Here is a 23526-nt window from a genome sequence, read left to right as displayed (position 1 = left end):
TTATGTATGAGCCAACCTCCCTTATAATAACAGCTATCTCAAACCTGCTTATATCAGGTGCTGCCTCCTCCCTTCCAGGATCCTGTAAAATGATCTCATCCTAAGTTCCTCCAGGGTCAATCCCGTTGCCAGCACCTCCTGCTCCGAAACTGCTCCACAATTAATCGCCCTTAAGAAATAATTCAGCAATCCCTGCCCCGTAGCCGCATCATCAAAAATATCTTTATTCAGGGTTGAAATCGCTGCCCGCTCTACAAAGGTCTTCAACCTGAACAGCGCTTCCTCGTAATTACTCAAAAAGAAATGATAAGTCGCCGCATACCGCATCGGCAATTGTGTAGGATGCAAATCCCATCCCTGGTAAAAACCATTGATGAGCGAATGCATGGTATGATGATACCCTGTTCTCCAGCCTTTATGCACATGTTCCCTGTTCTCTTCCAGTTGCGCATAAGATAAATGATCTCCCTTATGCAAGGCCACCGGGATTACATTCGTAGCGCCATCAGATAAAAAGATCCCTGTTCCCCCCAATGCCACCTTGGTCATATGATGTGCAAAATCACAAACCGGGTGCGCCATCGTCTGGTACCTCGCAGTAATGCCACAGGAAGCGGTATAATCATACGTACCAAAATGCGCAGCCATACACCTGCCTTCACTGGCCCTGATGATGCGCATCAATGGATTCCGTCCTTCATCATCCATAATGATCTGTGTCGCTTCTACCATCGTTTCCATCTGCAGGGTGCCTGGCTCCAGCGCATGCGCTTTTTCCAGCACTTCAAAGAACCTTACTAAGGTACTCACCTGCTCAGGGATCGTCACTTTTGGCAGCATCACCACAAAATTAGCTGGCAATACCCCATTCGTATGTTGTAATAAAGTGCTGATGAACAAATCCAGGGTGCGCACACTTCTATGTTTCAGATCTTCCGTAAATGGTTTGATCCGGATACCAATAAAAGGAGAAATGGTTCCGTCCTGCATTCCTTTGGCCAGTTCTGTAGCCGCAGCAACTGCTGTTGCATCTTCCTCCTCATCAGGCCTGTTCCCAAACCCGTCTTCAAAGTCAATCCTGAAATCTTCCACGGGTTCAGTCTGCAATTTGTGGATGATCTGCTTGTAAATGATCTCTGCCAAATCCTCATTTTTCCATTCCAAAGCCATGGCCAGCACCCCACTATCGGGGGCATACGTATGGAAATGTTGTAGCGCCATTTCACCCATTTTAATGCAGGTATCTGCCTTAAATAAATTGGCTCCGCCATATACAGTATGCACGGGTTGCCTGTCTGGTTTATCGCCGGGATAAGTTTGTTGAAAGGCCAGGTTCGCTATTTTCAAGGTGCCCAGCAGGGCATGCTTGTCCGATTCGGGGATGGAAAGTTGCATAGTTTAACCAGTTTTAAGAACCACGGTAAGTGGAATAAGCAAAGGGTGATAACAAAAGTGGCACATGATAATGCGCATGGCTATTGATATAAAAAGCAATTTCTACAAATGGGAAAAAGGAGGCCGTGAAATTGCGTTCAAAATATTCCTGTGTATCGAAATGTAATTTATACAGGCCATGGGGAAGGGATGAACCCTCCTCCCACAGATTATTCACACGGCCATCACTGTTAGTAATACCGGCTGCTAATTGCAACCATTCCTTCTCCTGCAATACAAACAGGGTAACGGCAATTCCGGGGGCGGGGATACCAGCTGAAGTATCCAGTATATGGGTCGTTAACTGGCTCATGAAAGTAATTTTTCAAGTCGTAGGTGGGTGATCTTACCTTGCTCTGCCATGGCGATTTTAATTTCTTCTGTTGGGGTATTATTCATCCTGGATTTTAATATGGACAACATGTCGGATGCAGATTTTCCTGTGGCAAATACGATAAAGATGTAACCGAATTTTGTTGCGTACTCCGCATTTAAAACCGCTAATTCATTAAGTACGGCTGTACCCGCATCCACAACACCGGCCTGCTCTTTATGCAAAGCAGGCCGGTCTCCAATGCGGGGATGATGACTAAATGCTTCCAGGCCATCGGCTGGTGTGCAGGCGGCCCAATGTTTGTGAGCAGCAGTAAATAATGCTGTTTCATCCGTCATGGGAAAATCAGCGATCATCTGCTCTACCCATTTGTGCGCGCCACAGCATTGCTGTAAAGTAGTATACAACTCAGGCTGGCTTAAATGGTTGAGGGCATCCAGTGTCATATGGGGGAGGGGAACCTGTTTACGTTTTTATAATAAATATACACGGCGGGTTCTTTTCCCATGGCTGTAAACCATTGCTGACAGTATGGTGCCATCCAGATCGCATCTCCTTTTTTTACAGGATACCATTCATGGTTCAGCATATACACACCCTGCCCCTGTAAGTAGAGTAATCCATGTTCCATTACATGGGTTTCTACAAATGGCAGATGCCCGCCCGGATCATACGTGAAGATGTTTACCGCCATATCAAAAGACAGATCTTCCGGGAGTAATACCTGTAGTCTTAAAGCCGGATCGCCCAGGAAAGCAGGCCCGGGTATTTTTGCGCTGTCACCAAAAAAGAGTTTAGGTGTAGGATATCCTTCCAGTGGTTCGTACACCTTGTGGAAACTGAGCAACTTTGTGCCGGCGCTGGCACCTTTGATCTCATAGTTTTCCCCGGGAGGAAAATACACGAACTGCCCCGCGCTCAGCAAGGTGTCATTCACCGTACAAATGCCCTCGATGACGTAGAAGAAGAGCTGCGAAACAGCCGTTTTACCGCTCACCACACCTTCTGCCTCCATGGTAATGAGTGCCTGGCATAAACCAGCGCCCATCTGTTCATTGATGAGTACATTTGTTTTACAATTGGTCCATCCGGGTATCACGCTGTTCACATGTCCATCGGGGCAAATGAGTGCGTGATTACTTTTTACTACGGAACGGGTGAGTGCTGAAATCTCCATATGTTTATCAGATAAGTTGCAGAATAAAAGAGCGTGCTACTTCCAGGGCTACTTCAATATCAGCTGCTTCCACATCTTCCTGTGGATGATGACTGATGCCTTTAAAGCAGCGTACAAAGAGCATACAAACAGGGGCGATGGCAGATACAGCTACGGCATCATGCCCTGCACCACTAACGAGTTTTACCCGTTCAGCAGCCGGAATGGATCTTTCTAACAACGTGGATAGCTCCGGGTCACAGATCACCGGTGCAGTCTCCTGCACAACATGCCATTCAAAACTGATCTTTCTTTTTTCACAAACGTCGGCAAGCTGCGCTGCCAACTCAACATGTGTTTTCCTGAGCATGTCAGGATCAGCGCTTCTCAGGTCAAGACTACACACTACTTCTCCCGGAATCACATTCGAAGCGCCATGCACTACCTGCAAAGTACCCACAGTAGCCAGCACCTGATCCCTGTGTTGCACAGCCCATTGTTCTATTATCAAAATGCATTCCGAAGCACAGCAAAGGGCGTCCTGCCGCATTTCCATTGGCACAGTACCTGCATGCCCCGCCATACCTTTAACAATAAGCTGACTTCGCTGTTGCCCCGCTATAGCCGTAACAATCGCCAGGGGAATATGTTTTTCATATAATACCGGGCCCTGTTCAATGTGTATTTCAAAATACCCCAGCCACTGGTCAGCCGGTATTTTATCATGCAATAACTGCTCCGTACATCCTCCCATTAACTGGATGGCATCACCTAATGTAATTCCTGCTGCATCTTTTAATGATAATAACGAAGGATCAAATGCCCCGGTCAATACTTTACTGCCCAGGTAAGTAGTATGGTAGCGTACACCTTCTTCATCACTAAAAGCCACTACTTCAATATGAAAAGGTAATTCTATGTTAATAGCGCTAACTACCTCCAATGCCATCAGGATGCCCAGTGGGCCGTCGAACTTCCCTGCATTGACCACTGTATCATAATGAGAGCCCAATACCAATGTACGTGCAGCCGGGTTTTTAGATACCCGTCTTCCCCGTACATTATGGATATTATCGATCCTGGTTAATAAGCCTGCTTCCTGCATCCAGCCTGCTATTAGCTGACTAGCCTTAACCATCGCCCCGGAACCAAAAGTGCGGGTCAGGCAGGCACTATCTTCGCTGATGGCCCCCAGTTCCTGTATGCGTGCAAGTACGGTGGCGGTATTCATGATCGTAAAATATTTTCTCCCTGTGGAGTCGCTGTGAATAAACCCTGGTCATATGCTTTTATCCCTTTGAGGTAGGTTTGCCGTACTACCCCATAGAGGGTTTCATGGGCATATGGGGTAATGGGGTGTTTATGTTGCAGGTTTTCAGGAATGACCGTAAATGGCTGATCCGGGTTCCAAACCACCAGGTCAGCATCATATCCTTTTGCTATTTTCCCTTTGTATTTGTGGGTACCGGCCAGGAGTGCCGGTGCGCTACACAGCCATTGTGCAATCCTGGTAAGTGGCACCTGTCTTTGCCGGGCAGCGGTCCATAAAGCGGGTAGGGCTAACTGTAAAGAAGCAATGCCTCCCCATGCATCCATATAACCTCCTTTTTTGAGATCTGCAGGACTGGGAGAGTGGTCCGTTGCCACCATATCAATAATACCCGATTTTAAGGCCTGCCAGAGCAGTTCGTTGTTTTCCTGGTCACGTATAGGCGGCGCACATTTAAAGGCCATATCACCCTCCGGAATGCCTTCTGCGTTGAAGTATAAATAATGCTGGGCGGTTTCTACTGTCAATGGCAATCCTGCTGCCCTGGCTTTGATGATCTTTGGCAGGGCCGAAGCTGCCGACAGGTGAACGATATGCACCCTGCAATGAAACTCTTCGCATAAGCGGATCATCAGGGCAATGGCATTTTCCTCCCATACAGCAGGGCGTGAATCCAGGTAAGCAGCATAGGTACCTACCACCGATGCCGGCATTGGGTTGGATAGTTCACAATGTACTAACAGGGGTAAGCCATGTTTTGCAATAATAGGCATCGCCTTTCTCAAATCTTCTTCCTGCACATTGGGAAAATCATCAATACCGGAATGGGTGAGAAATGCTTTGAATCCTAACACACCTTTCTCAATCAGGGGTTCCAGTTCATCGGTATTGCCGGGAACCACACCTCCCCAATAGCCGCAATTGGTAAACAGGTTTGCGACCCTGATCTTTGCTTCCAGTGCAGCAACCGTAGTGGTAACAGGATGCGCATTCAGCGGCATATCCACCAGGGTAGTAATACCCCCGGCAAGTGCAGCACGGGTAGCCGTGGTAAAGCCTTCCCACTCAGTCCTGCCGGGTTCATTGATATGTACATGCGGATCAGTGATGCCAGGCATCAGTACATTGTCGTGTATGTCGTGTATTTTTCTAACAGCATCGCCGGGTATAACAGTGACAACATCTGCAATCAATCCATCCTTAATCAGTACCACGGCCGGTTGAATACCATCGGGCGTAATAATACGGTTCCCTTTTATAGCCAGGTCAAACATATATGAGTTCTTATTTAAAAATAGGCATTTAATTTTTTAAATTAGAGAAGTAAATGTTAACCATCATGATCAAACTAGGCGAAAACTCATACGGCAAAAACGCCGTTCAATTGTCCAAAATCATCCGTCACCCAGATCACCATGAATTCAGACAGATCACTGTCAATGTATCTCTGAAAGGCGATTTCGAAACCGCCCACACACTTGGTGATAACACGAAGATCTTGCCAACGGATACACAAAAGAATACTGTGTACGCCCTTGCCAAAGAACATTTTACCACCAGCATAGAAGCCTTTGCACTACACCTGGCAGAGCATTTTGTTCATACCCAGCAACAGGTGGCTACTGCCACGGTAGAAATTGCAGAAACTGCCTGGTCAAGGATCACACCACATGCTTACATCAGTGGAGGCGCTGAAAAACGGACCACTCAGGTCATCTACAATGCCGCCACCACTACTATTACCAGTGGTATTACAGATCTGCTCATCCTCAAAACAACGGATTCCGGTTTTGAGCATTTTATCAAAGATCCCTACACCACCTTAAAGGAAACCAGCGACCGGATCTTTGCTACACAATGTGAAGCCAGCTGGATCTACAAAGGCGCCATCAAAGATTACAGCGTTTTATTTGATAATATCCGTGCCACCTTGCTGGCTACTTTTGCCGGTCACAATAGTCTCTCCGTACAACAAACGCTCTTTGCGATGGGTGAAGCGGTGTTGGAAACCTATCCTGCCGTAAAAGAGATCACTTTGAAAATGCCCAATAAGCACCATGTTCTTTTTAACCTGGAGCAATTTGGAATGAGCAATCAGAATGAAGTGTTCATTGCTACAGATGAACCCTATGGTTACATTGTAGGAACCGTGATCCGGGAATAGTACTGCAGTACCCTTGTTGCGGCATCATCCAGGAATAACACTGCTGTACCCTTGTTACGCCATCCTCCGGGAGTAACACTGCTGTACCCTTGTTACGCCATCCTCCGGGAGTAACACCGCCGTACCCTTGTAGCACCGTGATCCTGGAATAACACTGCCGTACCCTTGTTACGCCATCATCCGTTCCCCGGCCTATTCCGCTCCCTGATGATCTCTGCCGCAATGCTGATCGCAATCTCCTCCGGGGTCCGGCTGCTGATTGGCATACCTATCGGTGCATGAATATTGTGCAATACCTGCGCAGGGATCCCTGCTGCTTTATATTCCTCAAATAGCTGCTTTATTTTAGCCTGGCTCCCCAGCACTCCCAGGTACCTGAATTGCTTATGCAGCAAGGCCCTGATCACAAGATCATCACTGCGGTAGCCCATCGTCATGACCACTACATAATGATGCGCTCCTTCAGGGATCAGGTCTTTCAGCAGACTATAATCTTCCACGATTATTTTTTCATGCGCAAAGTCATTTTCAAGGAAGGTATTCAGCTGAGGCCTGTTATCATAAACGTGAATATAAAAGTCCAGCATAGACATGATCCTGGAAAAAGCCAGGGAACAATGTCCGCCTCCTGCCAGGTATAAATGATCTCTATAGCCCATGGGTTCTGTATAGCTCCAATCCTCAGGCCCATGCATGATAAACTTTAAACTACCGGTTCCCGCAGAAAAGTTCAATCCGGCAGGAGAGAGGGCTAACACTCCTTTTTTAAAATGTACCAGGCAATCAATAATCTGTTGAATCAAGGGTTCATCACACGATCGGACACGGTACAATAAGATCGTTTGCGCCCCGGAGCAGATCATTCCACTCTGGTCTTTCGGACTACTTTTATCATGCACCTGCCTGCGTACAGTCGACAGCTCCGCTTCCTGGGTCAACTGTTCCTTCGCCATCTCAACAAATTTATGTTCCATGATTCCCCCTCCGATAGAACCCGCCATTTCACCCACAGCATTTACTGCCATGAAAAATCCTTGTCTGCCCGGGCTACTCCCATCACTTTGCACTACATACAGCAGCATGACGGGGATCCCCTGTTGCAGGCTTCGACTAATCAATTCCCAGGTGACTAACTTTTTCTTCATAAGCAGGAACAGGCTGTTTTGCATACAATGCTATCAATACTTTCTCCGGTGTCATGGGTGCAGAAATATGCACTACATACAGCAGCATGACGGGGATTCCCTGTTGCAGGCTTCGACTAATCAATTCCCAGGTGACTAACTTTTTCTTCATAAGCAGGAACAGGCTGTTTTGCGTACAATGCTATCAATACTTTCTCCGGTGTCATGGGTGCAGAAATATGCACTACATACAGCAGCATGACGGGGATCCCCTGTTGCAGGCTTCGACTAATCAATTCCCAGGTGACTAACTTTTTCTTCATAAGCAGGAACAGGCTGTTTTGCATACAATGCCATCAATACTTTTTCCGGTGTCATGGGTGCAACAAAAGGGAGTACTGCATCCGGGCGGAAAGCCAGGATTGCATCCCGCAGAGCAAACCATGCACCTATGCCATACATGAGTGGTGGCTCTCCCACCGCTTTGGAACGAAAGATGGCCAGGTTATCCATATCAGTATGCAAGTGTTCAATGAGAATTTCTTTAGGCACTGCATAAATATCTGGTACCTTGTAGGTGGACAGGGCATTGGATAACAATTTTCCCTCCTGATTATAGATCACTTCTTCCAGGGTCATCCAGCCTATACCCTGCACAATACCCCCTTCAATCTGGCCCCTGTCAATATCCGGGTTCATGCTCCTGCCAAAATCATGCACTACTTTCACGCTATCCGTTTCATAAGTTCCACGCAGGCAATCGACGGTCACTTCAATGATCGCAGTGCCGTACACATGATAGGCAAACGGATGTCCTTTCCCGCTTATAGGATCATAATGAATAACAGGTGTAGCATAGTGCCCATTTTCTGAAAGCGCCACTCTTTGCACAAAGGCGGTATTCACCAAACGTACCCAGTTCCAGTCAGTAGGCACACCATTATTTAGCACCACTTCCTGTTGGATACTTAAACACTTACGCTCAACACCAAGATCTTTTACAATCAGGTCCAATAACCTTTCCAGCAGGGCATTGCAGGCAATCAATGTCGCTTTGCCATTCAGGTCTGTGGTAGCACTTGCCGCAGATGGAGAGGTGTTGGCCACCGTGTAAGTACTGGTCGCATTGATTTTTACCCGCTCATATGAAATGCCGAAAGTCTGCGCAGCCACCTGCAATATTTTTGTATTCACACCCTGCCCCATTTCTACAGCACCTGTACTGATGCCCACACTGCCGTCACTGTATATATGCACCAGTGAACGGGCATTATTCATCAATGTATTGGTGAAAGAAATGCCAAAACATATTGGCATCAATGCCATACCTTTTTTAACCAGTGAATGTGCTGCATTAAAAGCATGGATGGACGCACGGATTTTATCCGGTTCATACAGGGATTCCGCTTTTTGCCAGCTGGAAACGGCTTCGCTTTCTGCTATCTGCCCATAAGGAAATGCATCACCTGTCTGAATTAAATTCGCTCTTTGGATCTGTGCTTTGTCAATATGCAAACCTGTGGCAGCAGCGGCAATAGCGGCTTCTATCACATACATACCCTGTGGCCCGCCAAAACCCCTGAAGGCTGTATTCGGAGGTAAATGTGTACGACAACTATACGCAGTAGCACTTACGTTTGGTATATAATAAGCATTGGTACAATGAAATAAAGTTCGCTGCAGAACAGCGGGAGAGAGGTCTGCGCTGGCACCTGCATTCTGGAAAAAAGTAACCTCATAAGCCAGTATTTTCAATGCAGCATCCAGGCCGATTTTGAAATCCGCCATATAAGGATGCCGCTTTCCTGTCATGGTCATATCTTCCATCCTATGCAGGACATATTTTACAGGTCTATGTAGCAGTTGTGCGGCCAATGCACATAACGCAGCCCAGGTATTTGCCTGGTCTTCTTTGCCGCCAAACCCACCGCCAAGGCGGGTTACAACCACCTCTATCCTGTGCATGGGAATACCTGATACCCGCGCGATCGTTCTTTGTACAGCAGTAGGCCCCTGCGTAGAAGAGTATACTTTTAGTGCGCCATGTTCCTGTGGTATTGCGTATGCTCCCTGTGTTTCAATATAGAGATGCTCCTGCCCGTTGATGTCAATGGCACCTTCGAAGATGTGCGTGCACCGTGGCCATGCTTCGGCAGTGTCTCCCTGTATCACTGATTTGGGAGGCATGATCAGTTCTCCTCTTGCCTGTGCGATTCTTGGATTCGTAATTACTTCCAGGGGATCAATAATTGCCTGGATCTTTTTTACGGCAGCTCTTGCTGCATCCCGGTTGTGCGCTACAACGAGTGCCAGGGGCATGCCTGCAAAATGAATATGATGATCTGCTAAGAGGGGTTCATCCGGAATAATGCCACCGATCTGGTTTTCACCGGGAATATCTTTCGCCGTAAAAATTCGTATAAGGCCCGGTATCTGCAAAGCCTCGCTGATGTCCAGTCTGCGCAGGATACCATGTGCCACAGGGGCGCCATAGGCCGCCGCGAAGAGCGTACCCTGTAATAAAGGTAAATCATCCAGGTATACAGAGGTACCTGTGAGGTGCGTATCGGCGTCTATATTTTTCATCGGATCAGGATGGCTGTTTCCAGTTGTGGAAACAGGGTAATGAAATGGGCCTTGAATAATTGCGCTAATAATAATCGTTTGTAATCTTCGGTGCCTCTGGCATCGGAGATGGGGCTGACTTCCGTTTGCAATAGGAAGCTGGCTTCCCTGATCAGTGATTCGGTCATTAGTTTTCCTCTCATGAACCGGGCTGTTTCCTTTAGCAATAGAGGTACAGGCCCGACCCCGCCTGCAGCGATGCGGATTTCGTCAATCATATCGTAATGCATCGTGATGCTGATCGCCGTATTTACACTGGCAATATCGAGGTGGGTGCGCTTGCTCACCTTTTCAAAATTGAACAAAGTATGTTGGGAAGGCAGATTAAACCACAATCCCCTGATGTATTCACCAGGAGACTTGTTCAGTAGTTTATAGCCTTTGAAAAAATTTCTGAGGGGGAGTTCTCTTTCTTTTTGACCATCGCTGAGAATGAGTGTTGCATCGAGGGCCAGGAAAAAGATAGAAAGGTCGCCAATGGGGGAGGCGTTTACAAAATTGCCGGCGAGGGTGGCCATGTTCCTGATCTGGGTAGAGCTGATCTTTTTCAGGTACTTACTCAGGTAAGGGAAGTAGGCCTGTAATATAGGCGATGTCATGAGCTCAGTAACCGTAGTTGCTGCCCCCATTATGCATTTATTATTTTCCTGCCTGATGCCTTTGAGCGCGGGCTGGTCATACAGAAATCGTAATGCCTTTAGTTTCAGGGCATCGTGTTGCTGTACATAGAGATCGGTTCCTCCGCCAATAGGCTGGGCGGCAACGTCGTTGGCAGATTCCAGGCTGCTGTGCAAAGCGGCCAGGCGGGCGGGGATCTCCACAAAGTAATCAGGTAGTATTTGTGCTCCGGCTGCGAATTGTGCCGGCGTAGTGCCATTACGGGCTTCCAGGATTTGGGTGATCCTGGCAGCGGCTCTTTCAATTGATTTATAACCGGTACAGCGGCAGATATTACCATCTATAGCGGCAATGGCATTGCTGAGGGTGGGGGCTTTGTGGCTCAGGCAAAATCCCGTGAGGGACATGACAAAACCGGGGCTGCAGAAACCGCATTGGGTAGCGGCACATTCCTGCATGGCGTATTGAACGGCCGTGAGGGAATGGGGGAGGTTGATCCCTTCTATAGTGACCACGTGTTTACCGCGAACATTCCCCAAAGGGGTCAGGCAGGAGGTGAAGGAGCGGTAATGCATGGTACCCTCCTGCAGTTCGCCGGCTAATATGGTGCAGGCACCGCAGTCACCTTCATTGCAACCTGTTTTGGTACCGGGCAGGTGTTGGTGATAGCGGATAAAATCCAGCAGCAGCATACCTGGGGGGAGGGAGGTACCAATGTCATCATTATTGAGAATGAAGCGTAGCAATGGGGAATGCGGGTTTATTGGAAGATAGCAAAAAAATGGCAGAAAAGCAATTTGAGGCAGCCGGATTCCAAGGGGAATTTTCAAAGGAAAATAGGTGTAGGGGGTGCTGACAAGCATAGTAAATACCCAGTGAAGATATAGGTTGTCTTCTTCATTTCTCCATCACTTCTTTGTCACTATAAGGTCACTTCAATATCCCGAGGATATTGAAGTGACCTTATAGTGACCTTATAATGCCTATTTAATGAAACATAAGTTTCGAATCTTCACTATATTCCACCTATGAAAAGAACGACCTTATTCTTAGCATGCCTCCTTAGCATTCCTGCTGCTTTCTCCCAGAAAATCCTTGCCTTTTATACTGCCAAAGAAGACCAGGCCCATATCAGCTTTGTTCATGAAGCCAATAAATGGTTCCCTGCCACCCTTTCCAAATACAACTGGACCTACGATGCTACCAACGACTGGAGCAAGTGCAACCTGGATACCTTATCTAAGTATAATGTGGTCCTCTTCCTGGACACCCGTCCGGAAGATCCTGCTCAAAGAGCTGATTTTCAAAAATATATGGAACGTGGCGGGGCCTGGATGGGTTTTCACTTTTCCGCCTTTGCATTGACGCCTTCTGCTTATAACCAGGATTGGAACTGGTATCATAATACCTTCCTGGGCTCAGGTACTTTTGTTAGCAATACCTGGCGGCCTGCTGCTGCCGTATTAAGGGTGGAGCACAGGGAGCATAAAATTGTGCAGGAACTGCCGGATACCTTCCGGTCTGCGCCGAATGAATGGTATAGATGGTCCAACGACCTCCGTAGAAACAAGGATATCAGGATCTTATTATCTATCGATCCGGCCAGTTTTCCATTAGGTACCGGCCCCAAGCCAAATGAAATATGGCATAGCGGGTACTATCCCGTTGCATGGACAAATCAGCACTATAAAATGGTCTATATGAATATGGGCCATAATGACATTGATTACGAGCATGGTACTAATAAGGAATTATCTTATACTTTTTCCAGCCCCGATCAGAACAGGTTCATTCTTAATGCGCTGTTTTACCTGGTAAATGCTAAAGACTAATTTTTTCAGGCCTTATTTAGAGAAAACTGGAAACTATAATGATTCACTTCTTAAATTCAAGTAGAATATTACCCTAATTCTGACAATTTTTTGCGCTATTTATATATGTTTTCTGCTATAATCGAACTAACTTTGACACCGGAATGCTTATGAGTGATTCGCGTTTAAATACGCAAATGTTTACTTCTGATGATGCCTTTGACCAAATCTATCCACAAGGGATGCAACAACTGTCAAAGAGGCACTGGACACCGTTTCAGATTGCCGTGGCATCTGCTGCATTTCTGGCTCACAAACCAGGCACAAAGATCCTGGATATAGGTAGTGGAGTTGGTAAATTCTGCCTGATAGGGGCACATTTTCACCCGGATTCTTATTTTTACGGAATAGAACAACGAGAAGAGCTGTATCTGTATGCCAGGACCGCCAAAGAAGTATTGAAGGTGGAGAATGCCAGTTTTATATGTGGCAACTTCACCCGTTTCAATGCAAACCAATATGATAGTTTTTACTTTTACAATGCATTTTTCGAACATCTGAAACCGGAAGACGGTATTGACCAGCAGCTAAATTATTCACCAGATCTTTATGATTATTATACCCGCTATATGCAGGATATAATGGATCAAAGGGTTGCAGGTACCCGCTTAGTCACCTATTATAGTATGGGAGATGAGGTACCGGATAGTTATCAACTGGTAGACGCTTCTGATGATATGCTTCTTAAAATGTGGATAAAACGTTAACGGAAAAATTGATTAATGACATGAAAACAGAAGAATTAGCGTCGAAGATAATCGTCCAATTAAAAGATGCAAAAGACGACGGCGCAGTTGAAGCATTATTGGATGCTTCTCTGAAAGAAATGGAAATCAGCAAGATTTCCCTCAGACAACTTGAAGAAAGGCTGGAAGAAGTGTCACCTCTGGAAGTGGATAGTGTACAATGGATGAACCTGCGTTATTCCCGTATCTATCTTCGCGATCAGGAGGAACTGCAAGAAATTTAAATAATTAAGGCCCCGGCAGATGTCGGGGCCTTTTTATTTCCTGTGATTTATAGTGATTTGTGAGAATATACGTGCTTGAATGATTAATGGCCATGTCTGCCGTGATCTCCACCACGTCCGTTTCCACCTTCATGACCGCGACCGCCGCCATCCCAACCGCCACCTTCGTGACCGCGTCCACCACCGTTGTTCCAGCCAGGGCCACCGCCATTCCAACCACCACCTTCATGACCGCGTTCACCACCGTTGTTCCAGCCATGACGACCACCTTCATAACCACGGCCACCATAATATCCACCACCATGAGGCTGTGCAGCGAAGTAACGGGGATTACGTGAATCCCTGATAATGGACTGACGGCCCCAGGCTCCTCTATAGCCTGCAAACCTATCCCTGCAAAATTCAGGACGCAGGTAAGGACGAGGTTCATTTACCACCACCTTATAACCGCGATACAGGTCATAATGGAAGCGCGGAGGTAAAGCAGGTGCAAACACCCATCTGCTATCTTCCAGGTAGATGAACTGACGTTCAGGTACGTAATAATATGCATCGATATCCGGCATGTAGTAATATTCAGCATAGTCATAACCCTCAGGGCCCCACGCTGGCTGGCTGCCAATATTCACGTTCACATTAAACCTCACCTGTGCATCAGCCTTATAACTGTATATTGAACCAATGGCTACTAAACAGGTAATAAGAACGATCTTTTTCATAACAAGTTGTTTTATACTGATCAATAGCCAAATAGAATGCCAAATTCTAATATTTCGCTGAAACCCTTACCAGTAAAGTGGATTAGATGTGGTTGTTAAAAAACATTAACATTATTTCCGTCTTTTTACAAACGTAGAAAATACCTATATTCAATGCCGGAATTGTAACAAAAGCAATAATTACAGGACCCAATAGCGCTACCCCATTTATTAACCTTGTAAACGCCCAATGAAGTACCTGTCTTATTTTTTTTATATTACCTGGCACTGGGGTCTTAGCATGGCATGTTTTATCATCTGGTATGAGATACGCGGAGAAAAACATTTTGGAGTAAAGACGATTGGTACGGATGACCTGGTGACACATGTACCGGCAGCAGAGCTGGAACATGCATCGATGTACGAACCGGTGAACTATTATACAGCTGGCTGGTTATTCGATCATGTGGAAAAACATGAACTGGATACGGCGTTCCTGGATGTAGGTTGTGGTAAGGGTAGAGTGCTGGCTATTGCCGCTGCTTATGGTTTTAAGCACATCACGGGTATTGATTTCTCTCCCAAACTTTATGGAGATGCGCTGGAAATAGCGACTGCACTGGAAAGCAGGTATGCAGGCTGCAAAGTGGATATTGTATGTGCCGATGCCAGGAAGTATAGTATTCCGGATGAAGTAGGCGTGATCTTCCTGTTCAACCCTTTTGACGAGGTGATCATGAATGATTTCATTGACCAGGTGATGGAGAGCCTGATCCGAAAACCCCGTTCGCTCAAGATCCTGTATGCAAACCCGCAATGCAAACAACTCTGGTTGGATGCAGGGTTTAAAGAGCAGTATGCATTTCAGAAACTGAAATACCTGAAAGGATCTGTGTTGACTTTTTAACCTGGGTTAAATTTTTTATGCTTCAAAAACCTCAATTTTACATCAACAAACAAATACACAAAAAACCGGTAGTGTAGTATTTTGATTATAATTAAGCCGGCCGCAGGCCCTCTCTGCTGTTTCCTGTTGCAAGTACAGGGAGATCCGGAAGATCTTTAAGACAAGGAAATTGAAATAGGTACACTACCACAAAACTAAAAACAAGATATTATGAAAAGAACAGCAAATGCACACTGGAATGGTAATTTGAAAGAAGGTAAAGGCAATATTTCTGTACAAAGCACCGTATTGACCAATACCCAGTATTCTTTTAATGCCCGTTTTGCGGATGGAGTAGGTACGAATCCTGAAGAACTGCTGGGTGCTTCCCATGCAGGTTGCTTCACAATGGCACTGAGCGCAGCACTGACCAAGGCTGGCTTTATAGCGAATGACCTGGATACGAAAGCAACCGTAGAACTGGATCCTGCTGCCGGTGCGATTGCAGGTATTACCCTGGACCTGGTAGCTGCTGCCATTGAAGGTGTAAGCGAGGAACAGTTTAAGGAAATTGCAAAAGGTGCGAAAGAAGGTTGCCCTATTTCAAAGGCACTGGCTGCTACGCCAATCACTCTGAATGTGACGTATAAATAATAGAAAAGCCGGCTCGTAAATGAGCCGGCTTTTTTAATTGCCTGTTGAAGTCGTCTTTAATTCTTTGCTGGTGTAATTTCGTCTGCCTCCGGCGTAGGGTTCAGCACATATTCCTTTTTCTTCGGATCGTACATAATGTACAGGTATCCTCCTCTTTTTCCTACATCATTCCACACAGTAATATCTTTCACGCCATCATTATTAATATCATCTACAATGGTATTACCATAAATGATAGTCCATACATTACCACTGGCAGTCTTTACTTTTTCAAAGTCAATCTCCTGCGTTACCTTGTTCGTTACCTTGTCTACAATCTTCAGCTTACGCATGATGGCTTGTTTACCAATGGCTTTCTTGCTATACACGCCAACCAGGTACTTGTCTTTCAGGCTCGCACTCTGAATAATATCTATGGGATCGATCTTCGCACTCGCCACGGTATCAATCAGTTCACCAATTTTTTCCAGTTCCAGGGTTTCTGGTGTCATGTTGTTTTTTAATGACATCCAGCTGCCCTTCATCTTATTGCCGTAGAACAGGAAGTCCATCATGGCATTCGGCTGGTTATTAATGGTTTCTTTCAAAACCATGTGGGTACGTTCATTCAGAATACCATGGATCGGAATTGGTTCATTCAGGTTATCGTACATATAGACCCCTTTCACAGTAATAGCTTCCGGGTCATCTCCATAGCCACGCAGCAACTGGATAGAGAGATGAATAGGACGGTCGCCGATCTTCCCTTTGAAATTATAGCAAACATACCAGCCTGCATGACTGGTGCCGGCAAATAGCAGGCATAGGAGCAGGGATAGGATAGATTTTTTCATAGGTCTTAGGTTTGGAATAGGACAAAGATACCTTAACTTATTTAGATTTTTCATATATGACGCTAATCCGGAAAATACTTATTACATTTACGTAACTAGTTACGTAAATTATGTCAACAATGGAATTCTTCAAAGAAGCAGGCAAAATGGCAATTGGGAGCCGGCTTCGGCTGCTCACGGAAAAGATCACTGAAGATGCGGCACAGATTTACAGCCTCTACGGCAATGACATGCAGCCGAAATGGTTTCCCGTATTTTACGTGCTCTCCAAAGGAGAGGGCAAAACCATCACGGCCATTGCCAAAGAAATAGGCCATACGCATCCTTCTGTGAGTAAGATCACCACAGAAATGGCGAAGGCGGGTTACCTGGTAGAAAAAAAGGACAAAACGGATGGTCGCCGGAATGTGGTGCAACTTTCTAAAAAAGGGAAGGACACTGCCATCCGGATTGAGGATCAGTTGAAAGATGTAGAAAAGGCGATCGACGACATTTCTTCCCAGACGAGAAATGACCTTTGGAAAGCGATTGAGGAATGGGAGTATTTACTGGAAGAAAAAAGCCTGCTCCGCCGGGTGCTGGAAACGAAGAAACAGCGGGAGGGGCATACGATTCGTATTGTAGATTATACCCCGGCGTACCAGCAGGCATTTCGTGATCTGAACGAAGAATGGATTACCACGTATTTTAAGATGGAGGCTGCGGATTACAAAGCTTTGGATCATCCGAATGAATACATCCTGGATAAGGGTGGGTATATCCTGGTTGCTTTGGATGGTGAAACACCTGTAGGGGTATGTGCACTGATCAAAATGGATGATCCTGTATATGAATATGAGCTGGCGAAGATGGCGGTATCGCCTAAAGCACAGGGCAGGAGTGTGGGATATAAATTAGGGCGTGCGATCGTGGAGAAAGCCCGTTCATTGGAGGCTAAGAACCTGTACCTGGAGAGTAATACCATTCTTAAACCAGCGATTGGTTTATATCAGAAATTAGGGTTTAAAAAGGTGGCTGGTCGCGCTACGCCTTATGAAAGATGTAATATCCAGATGGAACTGATCTTATAAAAAATGAGGCTGACTGTGGCTTATTTGCAAGACCACTCTTTTTAGTTTGCATATGGCTTCCTATAGAGAATAATACAAGAATTTGCAGCTTGCATAGCAATGTCTGCTAAGAGAAGATTGTTTTTATAGGTAAAATAAAAGCTGGCCTAAAAAGACCAGCCTAAAAGTTTTTTTTACTTTTTTTTCTCGGGGCTTGTTTTTCAACATAGAAGTCAGCCTCCATTAATAGTTTATCAATTTCACCATTAATTGTTCACTAGTTTCATCGCGCCCGGTAAGTATCTTTCACCCAGGTTCGGATATTTGATCACCAGTGCCCCGATTGCTGCCAGGTCATCTTTGGAGAGTGTAAGATCTACTGCCTTTGCATTTTCTTCCAGGTATTTAATTCTTTTAGTGCCGGGAATCGGAATGATATCTTCACCCTGTGCCAGTACCCATGCCAGTGCTAACTGCGCAGGTGTACATTGTTTGCCTGCTGCCAGTGCAGCAAATTCAGCCACCAGTTTTGCATTGTTCTCCAGGTTCTCTTTCTGATAGCGGGGCAGCCCTTTCCTGAAATCATCATCTTCGAGTTTGTCAGGATTCGCATTGATCAACAATCCTCTTGACAGGGGAGAATAAGGTACCAGTGATGTGCCCAGTTCCCTGGCGGTGTTGAGGATATCGCCTTCCACATCTCTTGTCAGGATGGAGTATTCAGTTTGCAAAGCGGCAATCGGGTGTACGGTATTTGCTCTTCTTAAAGAGTCTGCAGAGGCTTCACTTAGTCCAAGGTATCTTACCTTACCTTCTTTCACCAGTTCTGCCATGGCGCCTACTGTTTCTTCAATAGGTACGTTTGGGTCTACACGATGTGCGTAATACAGATCGATGGTATCTATGCCCAGTCTTTTCAAACTACCTTCCACAGCGGTTTTGATCCATGCAGGGGAGCCGTCAAAATAAGTGTTGACAGTACCGCTTGGACCTGCCTGCCCATCTTTGAAGCGGAAGCCGAATTTGGTAGCGATAAAGATTTTATCCCTGTTTGGAACTAATACTTTTGAAATGAGGGATTCATTTGCACCAGCGGCATACATATCTGCCGTATCCCAGAAATTAATACCCAGTTCCAATGCTCTGTGCAGGGTGGCAATGCTTTCAGTATCATTGGTAGGGCCATAAGCAAAGCTCATACCCATGCAGCCCAATCCTGTAGCGGAGAGCTTTTCACCGGTTTTACCAAGGGTTCTGTACTTCATATTTGTGCGTGTTTTGTAGACACAAAGTTAGGAGAGGGGCCGTAGGTGGCCGTTACCGGAATCAAACAAGAACTTATAATTTTCAAACAAGCACAGTGCTATTCCTGACTTCTCCGGGTGCCAGGCCCGCGTGCTTGCGGAAGAAGTTGGTAAAATATGGAGGCGATTCAAAACCCAGGGCATACCCGATTTCTGCAATGTTCCAGTCCGTATGCCGGAGCAGGGCAGTGGCTTCGCGGGTAATGCGGGAGGCAATGTGGGCGGTGGTCGTTTTGCCGGTAATTTCCTTTACAGAGCGGTTCAGGTGATTGACGTGAACGGATAAACTTTGTGCAAAGTCATTGGCCGTTTTCAGTCGCAGGGCGGCTTCCGGCGTATCGATCGGGAACTGCCTTTCCAGGAGTTCCAGGAATAAACTGGAAATACGGGTAGAGGCATTGGTATGCTTTTCGAACGAACCTGCCGGTGTTAGCTTCATGCCTTCGTGAATGAGCAGTTGTACACAATTGCGGAGTACACTGAACTTGTGTACATATTCACTGTTCATTTCCCTGACCATTTTATCGAAAATAGTGGAGATTTCCCCTATCTGCGCTTCATTTGGGAAGAATACAGGATGAGGTGTGCCGATGCTGAACAGGGGGGAATCCTGTAACTTTTCTATCTGAGACAGGAAGGATTCTGTGAAAATGCAGTACCAGCCCCGCTGATCAGGATCCTCCGTTTCCCAGGAATAGGGTACCATGGGGTTGGAGAAGAGGAGTGCGGGCCGGTCAATATTGATCCAGGTATCAGCATAATGAATTTTGCCGGTGCCAATGATCAGTGATATTTTGTAAAAGTCGCGGCGGCTGTAAGGGCTGCTGGTAACGCAGGCCTGCCGCATGAAGATATTAAAATGCCCGGGGCCGTTTTCGCCGATGGGAATCGCCTCGGGATGACGATTGTAAAAGTCCTGGATACTTTCGGAGCGTTTCATTCCTTAAAGTTATAAAATTCAAACAGGCCTCCCAAGGGGGAATGCTATCTATTTAATAAAATAGGTGGGGATTATTTTTCATTTTGCTGCAAAAAAAAGACAAAAACTCTAGCCCCTGATGTTTTATCTTGGCGCCCAAATAACACCACGTAAAATGAAGTCTCAGGTCTTAATTTGCCTATTATTCTGTATTTCCGTACAGGCACAGGTTGCGCCTGTCTTTAACCGGGCGCCGCTCCGCGAAAATCCTTACACGGCCCTGCCCATCGGGGCCATTAAGCCACAAGGCTGGTTAAAAGAAATGCTGGTGCGCCAAAAGAATGGTGCTACAGGCCAGCTTGATAAGTTGTATCCCCTGGTAATGGGCCCGCGCAATGGCTGGCTGGGGGGCGATGGCGATCAGTGGGAACGCGGCCCTTACTGGATTGATGGCTTGCTGCCACTCGCCTACATCCTGCAGGATACTGCCCTGATCCGCAAAGTAAAACCATGGGTGGAATGGAGTCTTAAAAGTCAGCAGCCTGATGGTTACTTTGGCCCTTCAAAGGATTATAGTCCTGAACCAGGGGTACAAAGAGATAACAGCCATGACTGGTGGCCGAAGATCGTAATGCTCAAAATTCTGCAGCAGTATTACATGGCTACCGGCGATCAGCGGGTGGTAAAACTCATGACCAATTACTTCAGGTACCAGCTGAAAGAGTTGCCTGCGCATCCGCTGGACCACTGGTCTTTCTGGGCCAGGTTCAGATCAGGCGATAACCTGAAAGAAGTGTACTGGCTGTACAACATTACAGGGGATAAATTCCTGCTGGACCTTGCTGACTTACTCCACAGGCAGACCTTTGATTTTACCAATGCATTCCTTCATTCACCTTTACTCTCCCAGGTAGGGAGTATCCATGGCGTGAACCTGGCACAGGGTATGAAGGAACCGATCCTTTATTACCAGCAGCATCCGGAACAAAAGTATTGGGATGCTACCGTAAAAGGCTATACTGACCTGCGCCGTTATGATGACATGGTGATGGGGTTGTATGGTGGTGATGAAGACCTGCATGGCAACAATCCTACCGGCGGTTCAGAATTATGTACGGCGGTGGAAATGATGTACACCCTGGAAACAACATTGCCTATCACTGGCGATGTAGCGTATGCTGACAGGCTGGAAAGGATTGCTTTCAATGCTATGCCTACGCAGATCACTGCTGACTTTATGGACAGGCAGTATTTTCAACAGGCAAACCAGGTGATGCTCACCCGCCAGACAAGAGGTTTTCATATTAATCATAGTGGCACAGATGTGTGTTATGGATTGCTTACGGGCTATGCCTGCTGTACATCCAATATGCACCAGGGCTGGCCTAAGTTCACGCAGAACCTCTGGTATGCCGGTGCAGACAAAGGTGTAGCTGCATTGGTATATGCTCCCAGCGAACTGAAGACGACGCTCAATGGTAAGCAGATCAGTTTTACTGAAACAACAAATTATCCTTTCGAAGAGCAGATCACATTTACTTATACCGGGGCTACTACTGCTTTCCCATTATCCTTACGCATTCCTGCATGGTGTAAAGAGGCAAAGATCATAGTGAACGGAAAGACAGAACAGGAGCCGAAGGGCAACCAGATCGTGAAGGTAGACAGAAGCTGGAAAAAAGGAGATGTGGTTATATTACAATTGCCAATGCACCTGAATAATCAGCGCTGGTATGAAAACAGTATCTCTGTAGAAAGAGGTCCGCTGGCCTATGCATTGAAGATAGGAGAAGAGAAAAAGATGGTGCGTATAACTGCTGCTGACAGTATTGACTATGGTAACAGTTACTACGAGATCAGGCCAACTACACCCTGGAACTATGCATTGTATGCTACACCAGAGAATGAACTTTCTGCACATTATACTGTTGTAAAAGGTGCTGTGGCCGCTTATCCATGGGAGCCTGAAAAAGCACCGGTCACCATCAAAACAAAAGGCAGAATCATCCCAAGCTGGCAGCTGTACCAGGAAATGGCAGGACCGGTACCTTTCAGTACTATATTCCAGCTGGAATTAGGTCAGGAGCAGGATATAGAACTGATCCCTTATGGCTGCACACATTTGCGTATTGCCCAGTTCCCGGTAGTGAACCGATAGGTGACGCATCTTACCTGGCAATTGTCGGATTTGCCCATATGTAGTTTAAGTCGTTTTTTGTCTCTTTCAATTATGGCCAGGGAGCTTAGCTCTTTGGCCATAATTGAAAGAAAAGACTTAATTTAAGTTCTTTAGTATAAAATCAAACACCATGAGCGCGATCACCATCAAAACCACGGTTAATGCACCTGTCGAAAAGGTGTGGAAAATCTGGAGTAACCCGGAACACATTGTAAAATGGAACACAGCCTCTGAGGACTGGCACACGCCTGCGGCTCAAAATGATCTGCGCCCGGGAGGTCGTTTTTCTTCAAGGATGGAAGCTAAAGATGGCAGTATGGGCTTTGATTTTTGGGGTACCTACGATGTAGTAAAGCTGCATGAAAAAATTGGTATTACCCTCGGCGATGGCCGTAAAGTAGATATCTATTTCCACAGTCATGGAGACTCAACTGATATCAACCAGACTTTCGAAACGGAAAATCAAAACCCCGAAGAAATGCAAAGAGCGGGATGGCAGGCCATTCTTGATAATTTCAAGAAGTACACGGAGTCTATCTAGCGAATTTTAAAAAGAGCTTGTACCAAAAGTGAATTGAAGGCATTGCGCATTACAAAATAAACGCCTGCCACCAGGGATCCGGATTTAATCCGGGAATTTTACTTTTGTTACAAGCTCTTTTTTATGCAATTTCCAGTAGCACCATTTATTTATGGTACATTCCTTTTTTAATATTATAAGTGAATTGGAGTTGTAACGAAAGTTGAAAAATACCAACGCCCACCAGTGAACCGATGATTGCCCCACCTAACACGTCAGAAGGGAAATGTTTACCGACATATACCTGTGCATAACAAACGGCTGCTGCCCAGATCCACAACCAGTTCCATTTTTTATCTAAGTAATGCCTGATCGCATAGAACCAGTAAGTGGCCAGCACAAAGTGATTGGCCGCATGATTGGAAGGAAAAGAATATGCGCCACCACAGCCTACCAGGCTTCTCACCATCCCGTTCAGTTCAGGATCATAACAGGGGCGTAACCTGCCAATGAATGGTTTTACAAGTTGTGCACACATCAGATCTGTGAAGGCAAAAGCGACAAGTGTCGTGATGATAAAAGCCAGTGCATTTTCTTTTAGTTTGGCAAAACTAAACCAGAGCATAAATGCATAAAGGGGGATCCAGTTGAGGGGTTCTCTGATTGCCATCATAACAGGATCCAGGAGTTTACTATCCGAATCGTGATTAATAAGCATAAAGAGGACCTTGTCCAGTTCCCTGAACGAATGTAAGATGTCCATAAATAAAGTCGTTTACACTGATTTTCAATTGGCAATGCCGGGATTCCATCTAAACAATGAAGATCTTGTTTAGTGTCGACAGTTATCCTTTTACTTGTTTTTGAGTTGTAGGTTTCTTAATCCAATCTATTCAGACTGTAAGGTAATTATTTATT

At 46.0% G+C, this 23526-nt stretch carries 25 protein-coding genes; 9 read left to right on the top strand and 16 right to left on the bottom strand.

Annotated features, from left to right (window positions below; translation table 11 throughout):
- Nucleotides 1-48 precede the first annotated feature (48 nt).
- From U0033_RS13040 to allB, 6 genes are read right to left on the bottom strand one after another with little or no spacing between them, the layout of a single operon-like run.
- On the bottom strand, nt 49-1395 hold the full coding sequence (locus U0033_RS13040) for a DUF6986 family protein (protein WP_072365493.1): 1347 nt from the start codon (nt 1393-1395) through the stop codon (nt 49-51).
- A gap of 13 nt (nt 1396-1408) precedes the next feature.
- A complete protein-coding gene (gene uraH / locus U0033_RS13035; RefSeq protein ID WP_072365494.1) occupies nt 1409-1747 on the bottom strand; it encodes a hydroxyisourate hydrolase in 339 nt (112 codons plus the stop codon).
- Nucleotides 1744-2214 (bottom strand): 2-oxo-4-hydroxy-4-carboxy-5-ureidoimidazoline decarboxylase, encoded by a 471-nt coding sequence (uraD, locus tag U0033_RS13030; protein WP_072365496.1) that lies wholly within the window; start codon nt 2212-2214, stop codon nt 1744-1746. The genes uraH and uraD overlap by 4 nt, the downstream gene beginning before the upstream one ends.
- Nucleotides 2211-2945 (bottom strand): (S)-ureidoglycine aminohydrolase, encoded by a 735-nt coding sequence (gene allE / locus U0033_RS13025; RefSeq protein WP_072365498.1) that lies wholly within the window; start codon nt 2943-2945, stop codon nt 2211-2213. Before allE ends, uraD begins: the two co-directional genes overlap by 4 nt.
- A 7-nt stretch (nt 2946-2952) precedes the next feature.
- The gene (locus tag U0033_RS13020; protein ID WP_072365500.1) at nt 2953-4155 is read right to left on the bottom strand and encodes a M20 family metallo-hydrolase; all 1203 of its coding nucleotides are present in this window, start codon (nt 4153-4155) and stop codon (nt 2953-2955) included.
- A complete protein-coding gene (allB, locus tag U0033_RS13015; protein ID WP_072365502.1) occupies nt 4152-5468 on the bottom strand; it encodes an allantoinase AllB in 1317 nt (438 codons plus the stop codon). Before allB ends, U0033_RS13020 begins: the two co-directional genes overlap by 4 nt.
- 65 nt (nt 5469-5533) lie before the next feature.
- On the opposite strand from allB, the gene pucL reads away from it, so the two are divergent.
- Nucleotides 5534-6358 carry a factor-independent urate hydroxylase gene (pucL, locus tag U0033_RS13010; RefSeq protein ID WP_245801870.1) on the top strand — a complete coding sequence of 275 codons (825 nt, stop codon included), beginning with the start codon at nt 5534-5536 and terminating at the stop codon, nt 6356-6358.
- 176 nt (nt 6359-6534) lie between these two features.
- On the opposite strand, the gene U0033_RS13005 is transcribed toward pucL, so the two are convergent.
- Genes U0033_RS13005 through U0033_RS12985 form a run of 5 tightly spaced genes read right to left on the bottom strand, consistent with a single transcriptional unit; the run spans nt 6535 to nt 11471 of the window.
- Nucleotides 6535-7503, bottom strand: coding sequence for an XdhC family protein (locus U0033_RS13005; protein ID WP_072365559.1), 969 nt, complete (start codon nt 7501-7503; stop codon nt 6535-6537).
- Nucleotides 7469-7654 carry a hypothetical protein gene (locus U0033_RS13000; RefSeq protein ID WP_143150944.1) on the bottom strand — a complete coding sequence of 62 codons (186 nt, stop codon included), beginning with the start codon at nt 7652-7654 and terminating at the stop codon, nt 7469-7471. The genes U0033_RS13005 and U0033_RS13000 overlap by 35 nt, the downstream gene beginning before the upstream one ends.
- Complete coding sequence (locus tag U0033_RS12995) at nt 7620-7805, bottom strand: hypothetical protein (RefSeq protein ID WP_143150944.1); 186 nt, start codon at nt 7803-7805, stop codon at nt 7620-7622. Before U0033_RS12995 ends, U0033_RS13000 begins: the two co-directional genes overlap by 35 nt.
- Entirely contained in the window at nt 7771-10068 is a 2298-nt protein-coding gene (locus tag U0033_RS12990; protein ID WP_072365503.1) for a xanthine dehydrogenase molybdopterin binding subunit, read from the bottom strand. Before U0033_RS12990 ends, U0033_RS12995 begins: the two co-directional genes overlap by 35 nt.
- Nucleotides 10065-11471 carry an FAD binding domain-containing protein gene (locus tag U0033_RS12985; RefSeq protein ID WP_072365505.1) on the bottom strand — a complete coding sequence of 469 codons (1407 nt, stop codon included), beginning with the start codon at nt 11469-11471 and terminating at the stop codon, nt 10065-10067. The genes U0033_RS12990 and U0033_RS12985 overlap by 4 nt, the downstream gene beginning before the upstream one ends.
- 282 nt (nt 11472-11753) lie before the next feature.
- Here U0033_RS12985 and U0033_RS12980 point away from each other — a divergent pair, with 282 nt between their 5' ends.
- From U0033_RS12980 to U0033_RS12970, 3 genes are all read left to right on the top strand, one after another.
- Complete coding sequence (locus U0033_RS12980; RefSeq protein WP_072365507.1) at nt 11754-12557, top strand: ThuA domain-containing protein; 804 nt, start codon at nt 11754-11756, stop codon at nt 12555-12557.
- A 221-nt stretch (nt 12558-12778) separates the two neighbouring features.
- Complete coding sequence (locus tag U0033_RS12975) at nt 12779-13303, top strand: methyltransferase domain-containing protein (RefSeq protein ID WP_177318733.1); 525 nt, start codon at nt 12779-12781, stop codon at nt 13301-13303.
- 20 nt (nt 13304-13323) lie between these two features.
- Nucleotides 13324-13566, top strand: a complete 243-nt coding sequence (locus U0033_RS12970) for a hypothetical protein (protein WP_072365511.1) — start codon at nt 13324-13326, stop codon at nt 13564-13566.
- Between the two features lie 83 nt (nt 13567-13649).
- On the opposite strand, the gene U0033_RS12965 is transcribed toward U0033_RS12970, so the two are convergent.
- The gene (locus U0033_RS12965) at nt 13650-14285 is read right to left on the bottom strand and encodes a hypothetical protein (protein ID WP_072365513.1); all 636 of its coding nucleotides are present in this window, start codon (nt 14283-14285) and stop codon (nt 13650-13652) included.
- 229 nt (nt 14286-14514) lie between these two features.
- Here U0033_RS12965 and U0033_RS12960 point away from each other — a divergent pair, with 229 nt between their 5' ends.
- Entirely contained in the window at nt 14515-15171 is a 657-nt protein-coding gene (locus U0033_RS12960; protein WP_072365515.1) for a class I SAM-dependent methyltransferase, read from the top strand.
- A 210-nt stretch (nt 15172-15381) separates the two neighbouring features.
- Entirely contained in the window at nt 15382-15804 is a 423-nt protein-coding gene (locus U0033_RS12955) for an OsmC family protein (protein WP_072365517.1), read from the top strand.
- 56 nt (nt 15805-15860) lie between these two features.
- Here the strand turns inward: U0033_RS12955 and U0033_RS12950 are convergent, their stop codons facing one another.
- Complete coding sequence (locus U0033_RS12950) at nt 15861-16637, bottom strand: hypothetical protein (RefSeq protein WP_072365519.1); 777 nt, start codon at nt 16635-16637, stop codon at nt 15861-15863.
- A 110-nt stretch (nt 16638-16747) separates the two neighbouring features.
- On the opposite strand from U0033_RS12950, the gene U0033_RS12945 reads away from it, so the two are divergent.
- Entirely contained in the window at nt 16748-17707 is a 960-nt protein-coding gene (locus U0033_RS12945; protein ID WP_245801871.1) for a bifunctional helix-turn-helix transcriptional regulator/GNAT family N-acetyltransferase, read from the top strand.
- Between the two features lie 245 nt (nt 17708-17952).
- On the opposite strand, the gene U0033_RS12940 is transcribed toward U0033_RS12945, so the two are convergent.
- The gene (locus tag U0033_RS12940) at nt 17953-18951 is read right to left on the bottom strand and encodes an aldo/keto reductase (protein WP_072365523.1); all 999 of its coding nucleotides are present in this window, start codon (nt 18949-18951) and stop codon (nt 17953-17955) included.
- An 82-nt stretch (nt 18952-19033) separates the two neighbouring features.
- Nucleotides 19034-19930 (bottom strand): helix-turn-helix domain-containing protein, encoded by an 897-nt coding sequence (locus U0033_RS12935; protein ID WP_072365525.1) that lies wholly within the window; start codon nt 19928-19930, stop codon nt 19034-19036.
- 154 nt (nt 19931-20084) lie between these two features.
- Here U0033_RS12935 and U0033_RS12930 point away from each other — a divergent pair, with 154 nt between their 5' ends.
- A complete protein-coding gene (locus U0033_RS12930; RefSeq protein WP_072365527.1) occupies nt 20085-22067 on the top strand; it encodes a beta-L-arabinofuranosidase domain-containing protein in 1983 nt (660 codons plus the stop codon).
- 151 nt (nt 22068-22218) lie between these two features.
- Nucleotides 22219-22629: an SRPBCC family protein gene (locus U0033_RS12925; protein WP_083571874.1), complete on the top strand. Its 411-nt coding sequence runs from the start codon at nt 22219-22221 to the stop codon at nt 22627-22629.
- Nucleotides 22630-22774: 145 nt separating this feature from the next.
- Here the strand turns inward: U0033_RS12925 and U0033_RS12920 are convergent, their stop codons facing one another.
- Complete coding sequence (locus tag U0033_RS12920; protein ID WP_072365531.1) at nt 22775-23371, bottom strand: phosphatase PAP2 family protein; 597 nt, start codon at nt 23369-23371, stop codon at nt 22775-22777.
- Nucleotides 23372-23526 lie beyond the last annotated feature (155 nt).

This window comes from Chitinophaga sancti (genome assembly GCF_034424315.1).
Taxonomy (GTDB): Bacteria; Bacteroidota; Bacteroidia; order Chitinophagales; family Chitinophagaceae; genus Chitinophaga; species Chitinophaga sancti.
Note: the sequence above shows the minus strand (reverse complement) of the source record. Positions and strands in the feature narration are given on the sequence as shown.

What these genes read in the sequence shown, in the direction of transcription:
- U0033_RS12970 (WP_072365511.1), top strand. Translation starts at nt 13,324, where the DNA reads ATGAAAACAGAAGAATTAGCGTCGAAGATAATCGTCCAATTAAAAGAT.
- U0033_RS12925 (WP_083571874.1), top strand. Translation starts at nt 22,219, where the DNA reads ATGAGCGCGATCACCATCAAAACCACGGTTAATGCACCTGTCGAAAAG.
- allB (WP_072365502.1), bottom strand. Translation starts at nt 5,468, where the DNA reads ATGTTTGACCTGGCTATAAAAGGGAACCGTATTATTACGCCCGATGGT.
- U0033_RS12990 (WP_072365503.1), bottom strand. Translation starts at nt 10,068, where the DNA reads ATGAAAAATATAGACGCCGATACGCACCTCACAGGTACCTCTGTATAC.
- U0033_RS13040 (WP_072365493.1), bottom strand. Translation starts at nt 1,395, where the DNA reads ATGCAACTTTCCATCCCCGAATCGGACAAGCATGCCCTGCTGGGCACC.
- pucL (WP_245801870.1), top strand. Translation starts at nt 5,534, where the DNA reads ATGATCAAACTAGGCGAAAACTCATACGGCAAAAACGCCGTTCAATTG.
- U0033_RS12950 (WP_072365519.1), bottom strand. Translation starts at nt 16,637, where the DNA reads ATGAAAAAATCTATCCTATCCCTGCTCCTATGCCTGCTATTTGCCGGC.
- allE (WP_072365498.1), bottom strand. Translation starts at nt 2,945, where the DNA reads ATGGAGATTTCAGCACTCACCCGTTCCGTAGTAAAAAGTAATCACGCA.
- U0033_RS12975 (WP_177318733.1), top strand. Translation starts at nt 12,779, where the DNA reads ATGCAACAACTGTCAAAGAGGCACTGGACACCGTTTCAGATTGCCGTG.
- U0033_RS12955 (WP_072365517.1), top strand. Translation starts at nt 15,382, where the DNA reads ATGAAAAGAACAGCAAATGCACACTGGAATGGTAATTTGAAAGAAGGT.
- U0033_RS12930 (WP_072365527.1), top strand. Translation starts at nt 20,085, where the DNA reads ATGAAGTCTCAGGTCTTAATTTGCCTATTATTCTGTATTTCCGTACAG.
- U0033_RS13020 (WP_072365500.1), bottom strand. Translation starts at nt 4,155, where the DNA reads ATGAATACCGCCACCGTACTTGCACGCATACAGGAACTGGGGGCCATC.
- U0033_RS12965 (WP_072365513.1), bottom strand. Translation starts at nt 14,285, where the DNA reads ATGAAAAAGATCGTTCTTATTACCTGTTTAGTAGCCATTGGTTCAATA.
- uraD (WP_072365496.1), bottom strand. Translation starts at nt 2,214, where the DNA reads ATGACACTGGATGCCCTCAACCATTTAAGCCAGCCTGAGTTGTATACT.
- U0033_RS12935 (WP_072365525.1), bottom strand. Translation starts at nt 19,930, where the DNA reads ATGAAACGCTCCGAAAGTATCCAGGACTTTTACAATCGTCATCCCGAG.
- U0033_RS12945 (WP_245801871.1), top strand. Translation starts at nt 16,748, where the DNA reads ATGTCAACAATGGAATTCTTCAAAGAAGCAGGCAAAATGGCAATTGGG.
- uraH (WP_072365494.1), bottom strand. Translation starts at nt 1,747, where the DNA reads ATGAGCCAGTTAACGACCCATATACTGGATACTTCAGCTGGTATCCCC.
- U0033_RS12960 (WP_072365515.1), top strand. Translation starts at nt 14,515, where the DNA reads ATGAAGTACCTGTCTTATTTTTTTTATATTACCTGGCACTGGGGTCTT.
- U0033_RS12940 (WP_072365523.1), bottom strand. Translation starts at nt 18,951, where the DNA reads ATGAAGTACAGAACCCTTGGTAAAACCGGTGAAAAGCTCTCCGCTACA.
- U0033_RS12980 (WP_072365507.1), top strand. Translation starts at nt 11,754, where the DNA reads ATGAAAAGAACGACCTTATTCTTAGCATGCCTCCTTAGCATTCCTGCT.
- U0033_RS12995 (WP_143150944.1), bottom strand. Translation starts at nt 7,805, where the DNA reads ATGAAGAAAAAGTTAGTCACCTGGGAATTGATTAGTCGAAGCCTGCAA.
- U0033_RS13000 (WP_143150944.1), bottom strand. Translation starts at nt 7,654, where the DNA reads ATGAAGAAAAAGTTAGTCACCTGGGAATTGATTAGTCGAAGCCTGCAA.
- U0033_RS13005 (WP_072365559.1), bottom strand. Translation starts at nt 7,503, where the DNA reads ATGAAGAAAAAGTTAGTCACCTGGGAATTGATTAGTCGAAGCCTGCAA.
- U0033_RS12920 (WP_072365531.1), bottom strand. Translation starts at nt 23,371, where the DNA reads ATGGACATCTTACATTCGTTCAGGGAACTGGACAAGGTCCTCTTTATG.